The sequence below is a fragment of the Winogradskyella pacifica genome (assembly GCF_013403915.1).
GTDB lineage: Bacteria > Bacteroidota > Bacteroidia > Flavobacteriales > Flavobacteriaceae > Winogradskyella > Winogradskyella pacifica.
In genome coordinates this window covers 1-16,401 of record NZ_JABFDI010000010.1, presented here as the reverse complement: position 1 = coordinate 16,401, position 16,401 = coordinate 1, and the positions used below count along the sequence as shown (strand labels likewise).

At 33.7% G+C, this 16,401-nt stretch carries 13 protein-coding genes; 9 read left to right on the top strand and 4 right to left on the bottom strand.

Annotated elements, in window-relative coordinates:
• Nucleotides 1-33: 33 nt before the first annotated feature.
• The 3 genes from HM984_RS10205 (at nucleotide 34) to HM984_RS10195 (ending at nucleotide 2,409) form a co-directional block, all read left to right on the top strand.
• Nucleotides 34-1,836: a chloride channel protein gene (locus tag HM984_RS10205; protein ID WP_179349096.1), complete on the top strand. Its 1,803-nt coding sequence runs from the start codon at nucleotides 34-36 to the stop codon at nucleotides 1,834-1,836.
• Between the two features lie 33 nt (nucleotides 1,837-1,869).
• Complete coding sequence (locus HM984_RS10200) at nucleotides 1,870-2,115, top strand: hypothetical protein (protein WP_179349095.1); 246 nt, start codon at nucleotides 1,870-1,872, stop codon at nucleotides 2,113-2,115.
• 102 nt (nucleotides 2,116-2,217) lie between these two features.
• Nucleotides 2,218-2,409: a cold-shock protein gene (locus tag HM984_RS10195; RefSeq protein WP_020898101.1), complete on the top strand. Its 192-nt coding sequence runs from the start codon at nucleotides 2,218-2,220 to the stop codon at nucleotides 2,407-2,409.
• A 108-nt stretch (nucleotides 2,410-2,517) separates the two neighbouring features.
• On the opposite strand, the gene HM984_RS10190 is transcribed toward HM984_RS10195, so the two are convergent.
• Both HM984_RS10190 and HM984_RS10185 read right to left on the bottom strand, forming a co-directional pair.
• Nucleotides 2,518-2,985: a hypothetical protein gene (locus HM984_RS10190; protein WP_218845042.1), complete on the bottom strand. Its 468-nt coding sequence runs from the start codon at nucleotides 2,983-2,985 to the stop codon at nucleotides 2,518-2,520.
• 31 nt (nucleotides 2,986-3,016) lie between these two features.
• Complete coding sequence (locus tag HM984_RS10185) at nucleotides 3,017-3,466, bottom strand: nucleoside deaminase (RefSeq protein ID WP_179349094.1); 450 nt, start codon at nucleotides 3,464-3,466, stop codon at nucleotides 3,017-3,019.
• Between the two features lie 65 nt (nucleotides 3,467-3,531).
• On the opposite strand from HM984_RS10185, the gene HM984_RS10180 reads away from it, so the two are divergent.
• Entirely contained in the window at nucleotides 3,532-5,313 is a 1,782-nt protein-coding gene (locus HM984_RS10180) for a 1-deoxy-D-xylulose-5-phosphate synthase (RefSeq protein WP_179349093.1), read from the top strand.
• A gap of 228 nt (nucleotides 5,314-5,541) precedes the next feature.
• Here the strand turns inward: HM984_RS10180 and dgt are convergent, their stop codons facing one another.
• On the bottom strand, nucleotides 5,542-6,882 hold the full coding sequence (dgt, locus tag HM984_RS10175) for a dGTP triphosphohydrolase (protein ID WP_179349092.1): 1,341 nt from the start codon (nucleotides 6,880-6,882) through the stop codon (nucleotides 5,542-5,544).
• Between the two features lie 234 nt (nucleotides 6,883-7,116).
• Between dgt and HM984_RS10170 the strand changes: the two genes are divergently transcribed.
• Together HM984_RS10170 and HM984_RS10165 are read left to right on the top strand one after the other, a co-directional pair.
• Nucleotides 7,117-8,346, top strand: coding sequence for a beta-helix domain-containing protein (locus tag HM984_RS10170; protein ID WP_115810903.1), 1,230 nt, complete (start codon nucleotides 7,117-7,119; stop codon nucleotides 8,344-8,346).
• 73 nt (nucleotides 8,347-8,419) lie between these two features.
• Nucleotides 8,420-11,245, top strand: a complete 2,826-nt coding sequence (locus HM984_RS10165; protein ID WP_179349091.1) for a TonB-dependent receptor — start codon at nucleotides 8,420-8,422, stop codon at nucleotides 11,243-11,245.
• Nucleotides 11,246-11,326: 81 nt separating this feature from the next.
• Here HM984_RS10165 and HM984_RS10160 read toward each other — a convergent pair whose 3' ends face one another.
• Nucleotides 11,327-11,683, bottom strand: coding sequence for a toxin-antitoxin system YwqK family antitoxin (locus HM984_RS10160; protein ID WP_115810590.1), 357 nt, complete (start codon nucleotides 11,681-11,683; stop codon nucleotides 11,327-11,329).
• A gap of 387 nt (nucleotides 11,684-12,070) precedes the next feature.
• Here HM984_RS10160 and HM984_RS10155 point away from each other — a divergent pair, with 387 nt between their 5' ends.
• The 3 genes from HM984_RS10155 to HM984_RS10145 all read left to right on the top strand — a co-directional run bounded on the left by HM984_RS10155 (nucleotide 12,071) and on the right by HM984_RS10145 (nucleotide 16,303).
• The gene (locus HM984_RS10155; protein WP_179349090.1) at nucleotides 12,071-14,368 is read left to right on the top strand and encodes an inorganic phosphate transporter; all 2,298 of its coding nucleotides are present in this window, start codon (nucleotides 12,071-12,073) and stop codon (nucleotides 14,366-14,368) included.
• Nucleotides 14,369-14,627: 259 nt separating this feature from the next.
• Nucleotides 14,628-15,479, top strand: coding sequence for an OmpA/MotB family protein (locus HM984_RS10150; protein WP_179349089.1), 852 nt, complete (start codon nucleotides 14,628-14,630; stop codon nucleotides 15,477-15,479).
• A gap of 107 nt (nucleotides 15,480-15,586) precedes the next feature.
• On the top strand, nucleotides 15,587-16,303 hold the full coding sequence (locus HM984_RS10145) for a DUF6503 family protein (protein ID WP_179349088.1): 717 nt from the start codon (nucleotides 15,587-15,589) through the stop codon (nucleotides 16,301-16,303).
• Nucleotides 16,304-16,401 lie beyond the last annotated feature (98 nt).

Here is a 16,401-nt window from a genome sequence, read left to right as displayed (position 1 = left end):
ACAAAACAATAGTACTAACAGGTTTTTTAATTTATGCCAACAAAAAACTTCATAAGACGATTACTTCTATTGCGATACAAATATATATCGCAAAAAAACTTCATTTATATTTTAAGTATTGCTGTTGGCTTATTAACTGGTATTGCTGCCGTAACTCTAAAAAACATTACTTACGCCATTCAATCTGGCTTAGAAGAAGGCATTATATTTTCTCAAAACCAACTCTATTTTATCCTACCTGTTATTGGTTTGTTTTTGGTATTTCTATTAACAAAATATATGTTTAACCAAGGAATGACACCGTCTATTCCTCCATATATAAAACGTGCCATACCTTCACTACTCTATTCGTTGCTAAGACAGAAAGGACTTTTATCGTATAAACTTATTTATCATCCGTTAATAATGGCACCGTTAACCGTTGGATTTGGTGGGTCTGTTGGATTATTAGGACCTGCAATAACCTCAGGCTCTGCATTAAGTTCTAATTTAAGTCGAATTTTACATGTCGATAAAAAAACAAGGACACTTCTTATTGCCTGTGCGACTGCCGCTGCTGTGGCATCTATGTTTAAATCTCCCATTGCAGCGATTGTATTGGCTGTAGAAATTTTCAGTTTAGATCTTACGTTTGCGTCCTTATTACCATTATTAATTGCGTCTATATCTTCCGTTTTAACGTCTTATTTTTTCTTGGGAGATGAATTGCTTTTCAACTTTAATGTCACCGAAAAATTTAACCCAAGAGATACGGCTTTTTATATGCTTTTAGGGTTAGGAACAGGTATAACATCTATATATTTCACCAAAATGTATTTTGCTATCTATGCCTTTTTCGATCGATTTAAAACAAAGTTTACAAAGCTTCTGGTGGGTGGTATCGCCATTGGTATTATGTTATATTTTATTCCGCCACTTCATGGTGAAGGTTTAAGTTTTACCAAAGATTTATTTGAAGGCAACTATTTACATGCACTCGGCTCTAATCCGTTTGATAAATACACGGATAATATTTGGGTTGTAATCGTATTACTTATCGGTTTTACCATATTTAAAGCAATTGCAATGACGACCACTTTTGCCGCTGGAGGTGTTGGTGGAGTTATTGTACCGACTATGGTAATGGGAAGTGCTTTGGGTAATGTTGTGGCCAAAATAATTAACAACATCGGATTTGGTCATCAAGTATCTGAGGCCAACTTTACGTTAATTGGTATGGCCGGGTTAATTGCAGGTGTGATCCATGCACCTTTAACGGCTATATTTTTAATTGCTGAAATAACAGGAGGTTATATCCTCTTTTTACCATTAATGATAACGGTTGCCATTTCATATATGATTACTAAGAATTATATGGAGCACACTATATACACCAAAGAATTAGCCGAACGTGGAGATCTATTAACGCATGATAAAGATCAAAGTGTCCTAACCGTAATGACCTTAGATTCGGTGATAGAAAAAGATTTTATTGCTTTACATCCCGAAATGAGCCTAGGTGAAATGCTAAGAAAGGGAGTTTCAAAATCGAGTAGAAATTTATTTCCTGTTACGGATTCTAATGGTATGTTTGTTGGTATTATTTTGTTAGATGATATAAGGTCTGTAATGTTTGATCAAAGTTTATATGAATCTACCACAGTTGAAACGTTTATGCATCAAGCACCAGATTATATTATATATGAAAAAGATGCCATGCATACCGTAATGAAAAAATTTCAAGATTCAAAAGCCTGGAACCTCCCCGTAATTAAAGACAATAAATATTACGGCTTTGTTTCAAAATCTAAACTATTAACGGCTTATCGCACCGAATTAATTAACTTTACATCCTAAATATTAATTGGTATTTTAGATAAATTCACTCAAATGAAACCCATAAAAATTATAACATTTATTCTCTTTTTAGCCTCATTTATCAGCATCGTTTGTGGCTTAACTTTAGACTTAGAATATTCTGAAAAACTCATAGGTTTCGGAGTTCTAGGTTTATTCTTTATCGTTTTCCCATTGTTTTCTTATTACAGATGGAAAGATAAAGACATAAAAGAATATATGCTTACTAAAGAGAATCTTGATAAAATGCGTAAAAATCAACGCGATTTAAAAAAGTAATAGAATAAATTTTAAGGCAAGAAAAAGGCTATTAAACAAAAACATTTTTTTAACATTCGATTTTTATTTTATCTTTGTACTTTAATTTTTATTTATATTATAATGACTGGAACAGTTAAATTTTTTAATGATTCAAAAGGATTTGGATTCATTACCAACGAAGAAACAGGAAAAGACATCTTCGTACATGTATCAAACCTTAATGGCGTAGAATTACGCGAAGGAGACACAGTAGAGTACGACGAAGAGGAAGGAAGAAAAGGATTAGTAGCTGCAAACGTGCAGGTATTATAAGTATATATCTTACAAGTTTCAACGCTCAACCAATGGTTGAGCGTTTTTTTTTACCTTATTTTTTAAAGTGTGAAATGTTCTACATAATTACAGGGTGATTTAAAACCTCTATTGAAACATAATAGGCAAGGCTGTTTTAGAAATCTTAGCAATATAAAACGGTTGTGTCATTACACTAGTTGCATATCCTGAAGGGCTAATGTATTTTACAGTAACAACTGTGTTATGCTCTAAAGAAGTAGAAACCTCTAACTCTATATTACTACCTCCATTTCCTTTTACATCATTAAATACCGCGATAATAGCATATTTTGAAAAGTCTATTTTTGTTTCTGTAAAGCTATCCGAAACTTTATTCGCTGCATTCATTTGAGCCATTAATTGCTCCCAATCACTCTGATTTTCTATAACAGTGTTTTGCTTAGCGATACCTTCTTCTCCAGCACCGTAAAGATTCCCTTTGGCAATTAAAGTAAGTTCTGAATGTTTCATATTAGGATTATTTTCTTCGATTTTACTGCTTTTACAATTCAAAACAAATACTAAGGGTAATAGTAGTAAGGCTTGTATTTTCATAATTAGTCTCTATTTAAAATCTTTAATTCTCTTAATTCAAATTACGCCTTTCAATAAAAAAGCGTTTCATTAGTGCTGAAGCTTCTTTTGCTAAAATGCCACCTACCACTTCTGTTTTAGGGTGCAATTGTGTTCCCATAGTTTTAAAACCTCTTTGTTCGTCCGAAGCCCCATAAACTATTTTAGAAATCTGACTCCAATACAAGGCTCCTGCACACATTTGGCAAGGTTCTAAGGTGACGTACAAGGTGCAATTGTTTAAATATTTGCCTCCTAAAAAATTAGCTGCAGATGTAATGGCTTGCATTTCGGCATGTGCTGTAACATCGTTTAGTAATTCTGTAAGATTATGTGTTCTGGCAATAACTCTATCTTCTACTACAATTACTGCGCCAACTGGTATTTCACCTTTTTCATAAGCAGCCTCAGCTTCCTGAAGTGCTTTTTTCATAAAGTAAGTATCGTCAAATGGGTTTATCATGGTTGTAAAAATACGATTCTAAATGAATAATAAAATACATTTGCTTATACTACATTTGTATTTGAATGAAAAATCTCTTAAAACATATCAATCTTCCTGAAGATTTACGTCAACTCGCACCCGAAGCCTTACCTCAACTTGCCAAAGAGTTGCGCCACTTTATTATTAATATAGTCGCCACAAAAGAAGGCCATTTAGGAGCTAGTTTAGGCGTGGTAGAACTGACTATTGCTTTGCATTATGTTTTTAACACACCAGAAGATCAACTTATTTGGGATGTTGGCCATCAAGCTTACGGCCATAAAATCTTAACCGGAAGAAAAGACATTTTTGACACCAATAGACAACTTGGTGGTATAAGTGGTTTTCCAAAGCGCAGTGAAAGTGCGTATGATACTTTTGGAGTCGGACATTCATCAACCTCAATTTCGGCTGCTTTAGGGATGGCAATTGCCTCGCAACTCAAAGGTGAAGATAAACACCATATTGCTGTTATAGGTGATGCCTCTATTGCTAGTGGAATGGCTTTTGAAGGCCTAAACCATGCTGGAGTTACGGATGTGAATCTACTCGTTATCTTAAACGATAATGCCATTGGTATAGATCCTAGTGTTGGTGCCTTAAAACAATATTTAACCAACGTAAAAAAAGGAACTGAAAAGCAAGACAATATTTTTGAAGCCTTAAACTTTAATTATTCTGGTCCTATTGATGGTCATGATTTACCTTTATTACTTTCAGAACTCAAACGACTTAAAACCGTAAAAGGGCCGAAGTTCTTACATATTATTACTACCAAAGGAAAAGGTTTAAAGCAAGCCGAATTAGACCAAGTAAAATACCACGCACCAGGAAAATTTGATGCCAAAACAGGAGAACTCCCCATAAAATCTGAGTTGAAGCAACCTCCTAAATTTCAAGATGTGTTTGGTGAGACGATTGTAGAATTGGCTTTAAAAAACGATAAAATTGTGGGTATTACTCCTGCGATGCCAACAGGTAGTTCGTTAAAATATATGATGGAAACGATTCCGGATCGTGCTTTTGATGTGGGTATTGCAGAACAACACGCCGTAACATTGGCTGCAGGAATGGCAACACAAGGTCTCATTCCATTTTGTAATATCTATTCCACCTTTTTACAACGTGCTTACGATCAAATCATACACGATGTGGCTTTACAGAATTTACCTGTTGTTTTTTGTTTGGATCGTGCCGGATTGGTAGGTGAAGATGGCGCTACGCATCATGGCGTTTTCGATTTAGCCTATCTTAATTGTATTCCTAATCTGGTGATTTTCTCGCCAAGAGATGCCATAGCACTTAGAAACATAATGTATACGGTACAATTAGGTATTGATTTCCCTATAGCTATTCGTTATCCTAGAGGTCGAGGCCATTTATTAGACTGGAAAAAACCATTTAAAGCTATTGAAATAGGAAAAGGTATATGTCTAAAAACAGGAACCAAAATTGCGATACTATCTATTGGTACTATTGCTAAAACAATTACAGATGCTATTAATGCTTTAGATGAAAAAGACGCGATTAGTCATTATGATATGCAATTTGTAAAACCTTTGGATGAACGCTTATTGCATACAGTATTTAAACAACATAAAGCGATAATTACCATTGAAGACGGTACTATCGTTGGTGGTTTTGGCAGTACAATCCTAGCATTTGCTAACAAGAATAATTATTCTCAAAAAATCACAATCTTAGGTATTGAAGATCAATTTATTGAACATGGCACTACAGACCAATTAATGCAGTTACAGAAACTAGATGTAACATCTATTAAAAAAGAAATTAAAGATTTAATCCTCAGTATCAATAATGGCTAAGTCCGATGTATTGTCAATCTGCTCAATATGAATAGAATCATAAGTTGTTTGCTCTAAACCTTCGCTTGAAATATCGTCTAACATCAGTAAACACGTTACTACAACTAAAAAAATGACAAGTCCTCCGAGTATATTATTTTTCATAAGTAGGTAGGTTAATGGGTTGATTATGAAGTAAATTAAAACAATATATCGTTCAAAAACAAATTTATTCGATGAAATGCACACTTATAATATTTGACCTTGAATTTTTTTATGCAATAACATCGCATTAGTGTCCGATAATTTGGAGACATAAAGGCATACCGCTAATAGGTTTTCGTACAATGACTTAGTACTAAGTTTTACCGTTTCTGGCAAAGTACTGCGTAATAACTCATCATAATTAGACATATTTTCTTCATAACAATGCTGTGCCATTTTTCCAAAAGATTCTAATAATTGATTCAAGATTTTATAACCCGCAATTTCTTTATTGATTACCTCTTTAGACCGGTATACATTTTTGATACTTATATTAATAATGTCTTTTATCTGTGCTTTATACTGACTAACATCTAACAAAGCCGTTTCAAATTCACCTGCCAAAATAGCTTCTTCATGTATCATAAACAGTGTCGCCGCTTCATCAATTAATCTACCGATGGCTAATGCACGCAAATAACTTACACGATCTTCAGTTGTTTTTAAGACGTGGTAGTTCTCGGTTTTAATACTGCCTCTAACCAGATTAATTAAGTATTCTAGGGCGTACTCTTCTTCAATTAAACCCAGATTGATTCCATCTTCAAAATCAATAATTGTATAACAGATATCATCAGCAGCTTCTACTAAAAAGGCTAAAGGGTGACGTTGATAGCTGGCATGCTCATTACTTCGTTTTGCTAAACCTAATTCTGAAGCTATAGTTTCGAACATTGCTTTTTCGCTTTGAAAGAACCCATATTTTTTATCTACAATATGGTTGGTTGGCTTTTTAGGTAACGATTCTTTTGGATACTTTGTAAAAGCACCAAGAGTCGCATAACTTAATCTTAATCCGCCTTCTCTACCCTCTCTACTTTCCGTAAGAATTTTAAATCCATTGGCATTTCCTTCAAAATCGCACAAATCTTGATACTCTTTTTCAGTTAAGTGCTTTTTAAATTCGGCACCTTGTCCTTCTTTAAAATAAGCGCCAATCGCTTTTTCTCCAGAATGTCCAAATGGTGGATTTCCGATATCGTGTGCTAAAGCAGCTGCAGCCACAATGGCACCAAAATCATTCATTTTATAACCATGAACATTTTCTAATTGCGGATGCTTCTTTAATAATAACTGTCCTACTTTTCGTCCTAAAGACCGTCCTACCACACTAACTTCTAAACTATGTGTTAAGCGCGTATGGACAAAATCGGTTTTAGATAAAGGCACCACTTGTGTTTTATCTTGTAGCCCTCTAAATTCTGAAGAAAATATAATACGGTCATAATCAACCTCAAAACCCAAACGGGTTTCATCTTGTTCTTTTCTTAATCTTTTATTGGTATCGCCAAAGCGCTTTAAAGAGAGTAGTTGTTCCCAGTTCATAATTTAATTCTTATAAGATGCAAGATAAATAAATTGGTATACAATTGATTATATTATGCCTGGTTAGATAAAACAAATTTCAATGTTAGCTAATTGTTTCCTTAACATAAATTGTCTTAATACTAAGCTAACACTCCACTAACCTTTTCATTACAAACCTTTAATTTTCAATTAACCTACAAGTTAGTTAATCATGTTTTCTTTGCGGCATAACATTTAATGAACAAAAACAAAATGAAAACAACTAAAAACTTATTTTTCTTACTTGCATTTTCTCTTATCGCATTTAACTGTAGTAGTGATGATGATAACACTACTGATGATGATGGAGGAAATACTAATGACTTGATTCAGAAATCAGGTATTTTGACAGAAGATGAAACATGGACATCAAACAACATTTATCAATTAAATGGAAAAGTTGTTGTAAACGATGGTGTTACTTTAACAATTGAAGCTGGTACTATTATTAAAGGTGCTGAAGGCCAAGAGTCATTAGCTTCTGCTTTAGTTGTTGATCAAGGAGGAAAAGTTATGGCAGAAGGTACTGCTAGCAACCCAATTATAATGACTTCTATTTTAGATAATATTACTGTTGGACAAACAGCAGGAACAAACTTAAACCAAGCTGATACTGGTTACTGGGGAGGATTAATCATCTTAGGTCGTGCACCTATCTCTGTTAGTGGAGATGTTGAAACTGCACAAATTGAAGGGATACCAGCTACGGAGCCTTATGGACAGTACGGAGGAACAATCTCAAATGATAACTCTGGTGTTTACAAATATATCTCTGTAAGACATGGTGGTATTACTATTGGAGACGGTAATGAAATTAATGGTATCACAATGGGTGGTGTTGGTAATGGAACTACTATGGAAAACTTAGAAGTAGTAGCGAACCAAGATGACGGTTTTGAGTGGTTTGGTGGTACTGTAAATGGAACCAACTTTATCACTTGGGCACATGGTGATGATGGTTTAGATGCTGACCAATCTTGGTCTGGTACAATGACTAACGCAGTTGTTATCCAAACTTCAGAATCAGGTTCTCCTTTAGAATTAGATGGCCCTGAAGGATCTGCAGCAACTGAAGCGGGTTACACTTTTAATAACATTACGTTAATAGGTGATGCAGCAACAAGTCACTTTACAGATTGTAGAGATGGTTTAATTGCTAACTTAAACAATATCTTAGTATACAACTTTGGTGCAACTTCTGACATCAGATTTAACGACGAGGATACTCAAACTGAATTAGCTGCAGATAGATTAACTTTTTCAAATTGGGAAATTGTTTTACCTACAGGAGTTGCTCTTGCTGACATCATTGATGGAGCTAATGGAAACGAAGCTAAATTCTCAGATAACGTTACAACTATTGAAAATTCTGCTGCTGCAACAGTTGGAGCAAATACAACAGTATTTGGTTGGACTTATGCAGCGTCTCAAAACGCATTCTAAATTATCAAACATAAATCTCAAAATGTCCGGAAATTACTTTCGGACATTTTGTATATTTTAAAATCATATTAAAATGATTAAATCTATATCTCTTTTTTTTGCAATCTTATTATCCTTTTCTTTCTCAGCAGCACAGCAAACCGGAACTGTAACAGGTAAAATTTTTGACGGTGAGTTTAACGATATACTTCCTTTTGCTAACGTCGTAATTCAAAATACCGCTACAGGAACCACTACAGATTTTGATGGTGAATATAAATTAGCATTAGATGAAGGCACTTATACCTTAGTGTTTTCATTTGTTGGTTATGAAACAAAAGCTATTACAGATGTAAAAATTGAAGCTAATAAAGTGTTAGAACTCAATGTGACATTAAATCCATCGTCGTCTGCATTAAGCGAGGTTGTAATTACAACTTCCGCACGTAGAAACACGGAAGAGTCCGTTTTAAATCTTCAACGTAATTCTGCGGTTTTACTCGATGGCCTTTCTATAGAAAGCATCAAAAAAGCAGGTGCAAGTGATATTGCTTCTGCTATTAAAAGTGTACCAGGTGTTTCTGTACAAGGAGGTAAATATGTATATGTTAGAGGTTTAGGAGACCGTTACACTAAGTCTATTTTAAATGGGATGGACATCCCAGGGCTTGATCCTGACAAGAATACGATTCAGATGGATATATTTCCAACCAATATTTTAGAAAACATAATAGTTATAAAATCTGGATCTGCTGATCTACCTGCAGATTTCACAGGAGGTGTTGTAGATATCATCACTAAAGATTTTCCATCACAAAAAGCGATGAGCTTTTCGCTTTCTACGAGTTACAATCCAGACATGTCGTTTAATTCTAACTATGTGACTTATGAAGGTAGCGGAACAGATTTTCTAGGTTTTGATAGTGGAGATAGAAATTTACCTATTACACCTACAACCTCAACACCTAACCCTGCCTCGTCAAATAATAGTAGCTTAGAAGGCATTACACGTTCATTTAATAGTACTTTAGCTACTGAACGAAAAACTAGCTTACCAAATTTTAGCTTAGGATTTAATTACGGAAATCAATTTGATATAGGTGACAATAGATTGGGTTTAATTGCTTCTATTAATTACAAAAATGAAACCTTATTTTATGAAGGTTTTGAAAATGGAGTTTACCAAAAAAATGAAGATCGTGATATCAATGAGCTTAGATTTGACCGTAGACAAACTGGTGACTTAGGCGAAAACAATGTGTTATTAAGTGGATTGGTAGGTTTATCTTTTAAAACAGACAACTCTAAATACAACTTTAATGTGTTGCATATACAAAATGGAGAAAGTAGAGCTGCATTATTTAACCAAGTAACCCAAATCTCAAATGCTATTACTGTTGATAAGGATAACTTAGAATATACGCAACGCTCTTTAACCAACTTTTTATTTGGAGGACATCATAGTCTTGCAGAAAATGATTTTATTATAGACTGGAAAGTATCACCAAGTTTTAGCCGCGTTTACGATAAAGACGTAAGATTAACGACGTTTATTTTAAATAATGATGGCACCACAAATATTAGCTCTGACGCTGGATTTCCACAACGTTTATGGAGAGACTTAGAAGAATTTAATGTTACAAGTAAAGTTGATTTCACAAAAAAATACGACTTATTTAGTAACCAAGCCTCACTTAAATTTGGTGCGTTAGCAAGTTATAAGAAACGTAATTATGATATTTATAAATACGAAGTTGCTTTTAGAAGTGTAAATACTTCAAGCTTTAATGGTGATCCTAATGCTATTTTAGACCCTAGCAATATTTGGACCCCTGAAACCAATACTGGTTCTTATATCCGTGGAAACTTTGAGCCAGCCAACTCTTACGAGTCTATACAAAATACAGCCGCTGTATATGTGTCTAACGAATTCAAAATTATAGATAAATTAAGATCTATAGTTGGTGTTCGAGCAGAATACTTTACAACATTATTCACAGGACAGAACAATTCAGGAACTGAAGTTTTCGATAATGAACAAACTATTGAAGAATTAGATTTGTTCCCTTCTGCAAACTTTATATATGAAGCTAATGAAAAGTCTAATATCCGTTTATCGTATTTCCGTACCGTAGCTAGACCAAGTTTTAAGGAGTCTTCAGTAGTGCAAATTCCTGATTTATTGACAGGAATTATCTTTTTAGGTAATATTGATTTACAACCGTCTTATATTAACAACTTTGATATAAGATATGAGTTCTTCGGTGAAAAAGCACAAATGTTCGCAGTTAGTGGGTTTTACAAAAAGTTTAAAGACCCTATTGAATTAGTTGCATTCTCATTTGCAGCACCTAATCAGTTTACACCAAGAAACTCTCCAGAGGCACAAGTACTCGGATTAGAGTTTGAAGGTCGTAAAAACTTTAATTTCATTGCTGAATCTTTATCTGATTTAAGTTTAAACGTCAATGTTTCAATTATTAAATCTGAAATTGAAATGGCGAAAGGGGAAGGACAAGAGTATGAATCTAGGCAGCAATTTGCAAGAAATGGAGAAACTATAGATGATACTCGTGAGTTACAAGGGCAATCCCCATTTTTAGTAAATGTCGGTCTTAACTACAACAACTCTGAATCTGGTTTTGAAACTGGTCTTTTCTATAATGTTCAAGGAAAAACGTTAGAAGTTGTAGGTTTTGGTAAAAATCCAGATGTGTATACACAATCATTCAACAGTTTAAATTTTAATCTATCCAAGAGCTTTGGAAAAGACAACCGCTCTAAACTCAGTCTAAAAATAGATAATATTCTTAACGATGATAGATTAAGTCAATATGAATCTTATGGTGATATTAGCGCTGACTTTTCTTCAAGAAATCCTGGCACGACATTTAGCTTAGGCTATAGTATGAATTTATAGGATCACATTAAATGTTATATACAAAAAGAGCTGTAATTCAATATTACAGCTCTTTTTATTTCGTATACTTATCTAGTTGATTTAATCTCTAGAGACTAAGGTTCTATCATTAGACCATTCAACCACACTTACAATAGCGTTGTCTCTATAATCTACTTCTTTTAGCGAATCACCTTTCCAAAAGAACCACTTTCCAACTTTTTTACCAGCATCATATGTTGCAACGGCTAATTTATTGCCTTCCACATCAAAACTCGTCCATTTACCTTGCAGTTTACCATTGGCATCAAAGGCACCAGTTTGCTGTATTTCACCGTTATCATGAAAATATGTAGCGATTAACAAATCACCTTTCTTTTCTAATTGAGGCTTATTTTTATTTTGAGCATATGTGAACCCTACACTCAACATTACTAATATTATGACTATCTTTTTCATATCTATTTGGCTTTAATTCATACTTGTCTTACGAATATAGCACTTATTTTACATTTAGACAATATTCTCATAACATTAAGTTAACATTAAAACCGTAGTTAGCTGATTTATAGATATATAGATATTTCCTTAAAATTCACACATTAGACAATTAATGAAATACAGCGTTAAAACAATGCCATACAGCTTAACCTACATATCACTAATCAACTACAATAGTGCTTATTCAAAACAAAAACTCAAATGCTTTCAAATTAGATGACGGTAAAAACTGGCTGACTTCCAAAATCATTTATTAGTTGGATATCACTTTTAATAATAACATTTAGATAACATACACCTAAAACCATATAAAGATCTTTACACGTTTATTTTTAACTAAGAATTATGGATAATATTTACTTATTAATGATCATTGCTTTAGTCATTTTGGCCGTTGCCGATTTGGTAGTTGGAGTAAGTAATGATGCTGTTAACTTCTTAAATTCTGCAATGGGTTCTAAGGCTGTTTCTTTTAAAACAGTCGTCATTATTGCGAGTGTCGGAGTTGCAATAGGCGCAATTTTCTCTAGTGGAATGATGGAAGTCGCACGAAAAGGCATCTTTAATCCTAATATGTTTATGTTTAATGAAATCATGATTATTTTCATGGCAGTAATGATAACAGATATTCTATTGTTAGATTTCTTCAACACTATAGGCTTACCAACCTCAACTACAGTATCTATCGTTTTTGAATTATTGGGAGCTTCTGTAGCTATGGCATTAATTAAAATTGGGCATGATGGTGGTCAATTTTCAGATGTAATGCACTACATAAACAATGAAAAAGCAGCAGAAATAATTATAGGAATATTGCTTTCTGTAGTCATTGCGTTCTCCATTGGTGCCGTTGTACAATGGTTCACCAGGTTGCTACTTTCTAATAATTTTGAACAAAAAGCAACTTGGGTTGGTGCTGTTTTTGGCGGTTTTGCCCTAACAGCTATTACCTATTTTATATTTATAAAAGGTTTAAAAGGAACGTCCTTCGCAAATAATAGTTACGATATTTTAGGTGGTCGTACGATGGCATATTTCTTAGAAAATCGTGTATTTACCATTCTTGCTGTTAGTTCTGTCTTTTGGTCGCTTTTATCTTATGCGGTAATTACCGTGCTAAAAACTAATATTTATAAGTTGATTATTATTGTTGGAACCTTCGCCTTAGCATTAGCATTTGCTGGTAACGACTTAGTGAATTTCATTGGAGTACCAATGGCGGCTTATAATGCTTTTGAGCTTTGGGGAGCATCTGGATTGGCTGCTGATCAGTTTCCAATGGGAGTATTGGCAGAAAAAGTTCCGGCAAACAACTGGCTATTATTTGCTGCAGGAATGATTATGGTTCTAACCTTATGGTTTTCAACTAAAGCAAAAAACGTTGTAAAAACATCATTAGATCTTTCTAGCCAAGGAGCAACAGAAGAGCGTTTTCAACCTAACTTTCTATCAAGAGGTTTTGTGAGAAGTGCTATGGCTATGTCTCAAATGTCTGAATATGTCTTACCTAAATCATGGCAACAAAAAATTGACAAACAATTTGAACCAAGACTCATTTCTAAAAAAGTAAAAGCAGCAGATTTACCAGCGTTTGATATGGTAAGAGCAGCCGTAAACCTAATGGTTGCTGCCGTTTTAATCTCTATTGCTACGTCTTGGAAATTACCTTTATCTACTACATATGTTACCTTTATGGTTGCAATGGGAACCTCTTTAGCGGATAGAGCTTGGGGTGCAGAAAGTGCAGTTTATAGAGTTGCTGGAGTTATCAACGTTATAGGTGGATGGTTCTTTACAGCATTTAGTGCCTTTGCAGCCGCAGCATTAGTGGCTTATTTATTGAGCCTTAATTTAGAGGTTATGTTTCCAATTTTGTTATTGGCTGCTATTGGTCTTTTAATAAGAAGCTCAATTGCGCACAACAAAAAATCTAAAGGCATAATAGCTGAAGACAGCTTAACAAAAGCAGGAAGCAGTTCTGTACAAGGTGTAATTTTAGAAAGTGCAGATAATATTTCTAATGTTGTAAAACGTGGAAATAGAATTTACACTAACGCTATAGAAGGTTTGGCAAAACAAGATTTAACCTTACTTAAAAAGAATAAAAAACAGGTTACCAAACTCTCTGATGAAGTTGATATTCTTAGGGATAATATATTCTATTTTATTAAAAATCTAGATGAAACGAGCTTACGAGCTAGTAGTTTCTACATTAATATTTTAGGCTATTTACAAGATATGACGCAATCTTTAGAGTACATCTCTAAAACAAGTCATAAGCATATTCACAACAACCATAAGAAGCTTAAATTTAGTCAGATTAAGGAATTGAAAGAAATTGACATAACGCTTGAAGAATTATTCAACAAGACAAAAGTTGCGTTCGACTCACATTCTTTTGAGCAAATTGGAACTATCATTAAACATAAAAAAGAATTGTTTGATTTAGTAACCGATAAAATCAACAAGCAAGTGGCTAGAACTAGAACTGAAGAATCTAGTCCGAAGAACACAACGCTTTATTTCAGTTTACTTCTAGAAACTAAAGATTTGCTAACGGCAACGATGAATCTATTAGAAGAGTATTACAACTCTCATGATAGTTCAGTAGAGCCAGCAACTATCCATATCGAAGAAGAGTAGATCCTCTATTTCATATTTATTAAAAAGCTTCAAGTCTAATTACGATTTGAAGCTTTTTTTTTAAAACAGATTTAAATCCATTTCAATAGTAACCAATTCAACACTTTACATTACACTTCAAAAACAAAAGATGTAAAATTGAGTCCATACTGAAGTCAGTGCACAGTCCTAAAAGTTAAAAATTTTAAGCGTTCAACATCCAAATACGACCTTTTGTCGTATATATAACTTTAAAACGATAATAACTAAAAATTATAAAATGAAGAAAATTTCAATCCTATTAGTAACCGCTGTAATATTAAGTTCATGTGTATCTAAGAAAAAATACTTAGCCTTAGAACAACAGCAAGGAGAAACTTTAAGTGAGTTAACTAAGACAAGAGTAGAAAAAGAAGATTTAGAAAATAAGTTTGCCGTTATTGAAGCAAGAGTTAATCAATACAATTCTAAGATACAATCTTTAAACGAAGATGTAGAAGGCTTAACTATTGAGAACAAAGCAAAATTTCAGGTGTCTGAAGATGGTACTGTAGCTTCTGGAGCAAGCAAAGAAAAAATGCGCGAAACGCTTAAAAACGTTAGTCCAGAGAAATTAGCAGGTGCTAAAACGTTAAAAGATTCAATGAATGTAGCAATACAGCACAACTTAAGTAAAGCTATGAACACTAGTGATCTTGACGAAGATGAAGATATCGTTGTTGATATCAATGAAACTGTAGTTATGATTTCTATTGCTGATAATATGTTATTTAACACAGCGAGTTACAGAGTTGGAAACAAAGCTGACAAAATCTTACAGAAATTAGCTGACGTTATTAACTCTGAGCCTAGTTTAGATGTTATGGTAGAAGGGCATACAGATGCAAGAAGCATAAACACGGATAAAATTGCAGACAACTGGGATTTAAGTGTCTTACGTGCAACGTCTGTTGTTAGAAAATTACAAAATCAGTTCAAAGTTGCACCAGAGCAATTAATTGCATCAGGACGTAGTAGCTACCAACCTTTAGTTGAAAACGACAATAATGCTAATAGAGCTAAAAACAGAAGAACACGTATTATATTAATGCCAAACATTGATAAGTTCTTCGCCATGATGGAAGAAAAATAAGTCATAAATCTTTTTAGATTTTATAACAAAAGCATCCTCCCGAACAATTCGGCATTGGGTGCTTTTTTTTGTTTGATATTATTGTAATTTGTAAAAAAATAACGACTATGAAATCTTTCCTCTCCTTAGCCCTATTCTTATGGTCTTTTTCTGGTTTTAGCCAAAACCTATCCTCACAAGAATTATTAAACAACGCCATTAATTATCACGATCCCAATGGCAACTGGGAACACTTCAATGATACGTTTACCGTGGTAATGACCATGCCTAAAGCCGCAAAGCGTACGAGCCATATTTCAATTAATTTACCTGCAGAATATTTTAGTGTTACCGCCATAAAAGATAGCGTAACAACCACATATTCCTTAAACAAGGATAAATGCACCTTGACTTATAATGGCAAAGTTTTAGACAGTCTTAAAGCTAAAGACAAAAACATGACTTGCGATAGAGCGACACTTTACAAAAACTACTATTCGTATTTGTATGGTTTGCCAATGAAGTTGAAAGATGAAGGCACTAATCTTGGTAAGGTTGAAAAGAGAACCTTTAAAGGCAAAACGTATTTGGTTTTAAAAGTAACGTATGATGAAGCCGTAGGTAGTGATGTTTGGTATTTTTACTTTAACCCGAAGACGTATGCCATGGAGATCTATCAGTTCTTTAAAACAGATGAGCATGGTAAAGATAAACCAGATAGTGGTGAATATATAATGCTTTCAGAAGAAACGCTCTTAAATGGTATTAAAATCCCTAAAGTAAGAGCTTGGTATTATAATAAAGCGGATAAGTATTTGGGGACGGATACTTTGGTTGAGGATTAAAACATATATTCTATATTGAATAAAAAAGAGGCTGTCTAAAAAGGCAGTCTCTTTTTTTATATTTTATATTTTCAAAGAAGCATTGATTTTCGTATCTT

Excerpts from the sequence above, each read along its gene's own strand:
- HM984_RS10195 (WP_020898101.1), top strand. The coding sequence starts at position 2,218 with ATGACTGGAACAGTTAAATTTTTTAATGATTCAAAAGGATTTGGATTC.
- dgt (WP_179349092.1), bottom strand. The coding sequence starts at position 6,882 with ATGAACTGGGAACAACTACTCTCTTTAAAGCGCTTTGGCGATACCAAT.
- HM984_RS10170 (WP_115810903.1), top strand. The coding sequence starts at position 7,117 with ATGAAAACAACTAAAAACTTATTTTTCTTACTTGCATTTTCTCTTATC.
- HM984_RS10150 (WP_179349089.1), top strand. The coding sequence starts at position 14,628 with ATGAAGAAAATTTCAATCCTATTAGTAACCGCTGTAATATTAAGTTCA.
- HM984_RS10155 (WP_179349090.1), top strand. The coding sequence starts at position 12,071 with ATGGATAATATTTACTTATTAATGATCATTGCTTTAGTCATTTTGGCC.
- HM984_RS10180 (WP_179349093.1), top strand. The coding sequence starts at position 3,532 with ATGAAAAATCTCTTAAAACATATCAATCTTCCTGAAGATTTACGTCAA.
- HM984_RS10165 (WP_179349091.1), top strand. The coding sequence starts at position 8,420 with ATGATTAAATCTATATCTCTTTTTTTTGCAATCTTATTATCCTTTTCT.
- HM984_RS10200 (WP_179349095.1), top strand. The coding sequence starts at position 1,870 with ATGAAACCCATAAAAATTATAACATTTATTCTCTTTTTAGCCTCATTT.
- HM984_RS10190 (WP_218845042.1), bottom strand. The coding sequence starts at position 2,985 with ATGAAAATACAAGCCTTACTACTATTACCCTTAGTATTTGTTTTGAAT.
- HM984_RS10145 (WP_179349088.1), top strand. The coding sequence starts at position 15,587 with ATGAAATCTTTCCTCTCCTTAGCCCTATTCTTATGGTCTTTTTCTGGT.
- HM984_RS10205 (WP_179349096.1), top strand. The coding sequence starts at position 34 with ATGCCAACAAAAAACTTCATAAGACGATTACTTCTATTGCGATACAAA.
- HM984_RS10185 (WP_179349094.1), bottom strand. The coding sequence starts at position 3,466 with ATGATAAACCCATTTGACGATACTTACTTTATGAAAAAAGCACTTCAG.
- HM984_RS10160 (WP_115810590.1), bottom strand. The coding sequence starts at position 11,683 with ATGAAAAAGATAGTCATAATATTAGTAATGTTGAGTGTAGGGTTCACA.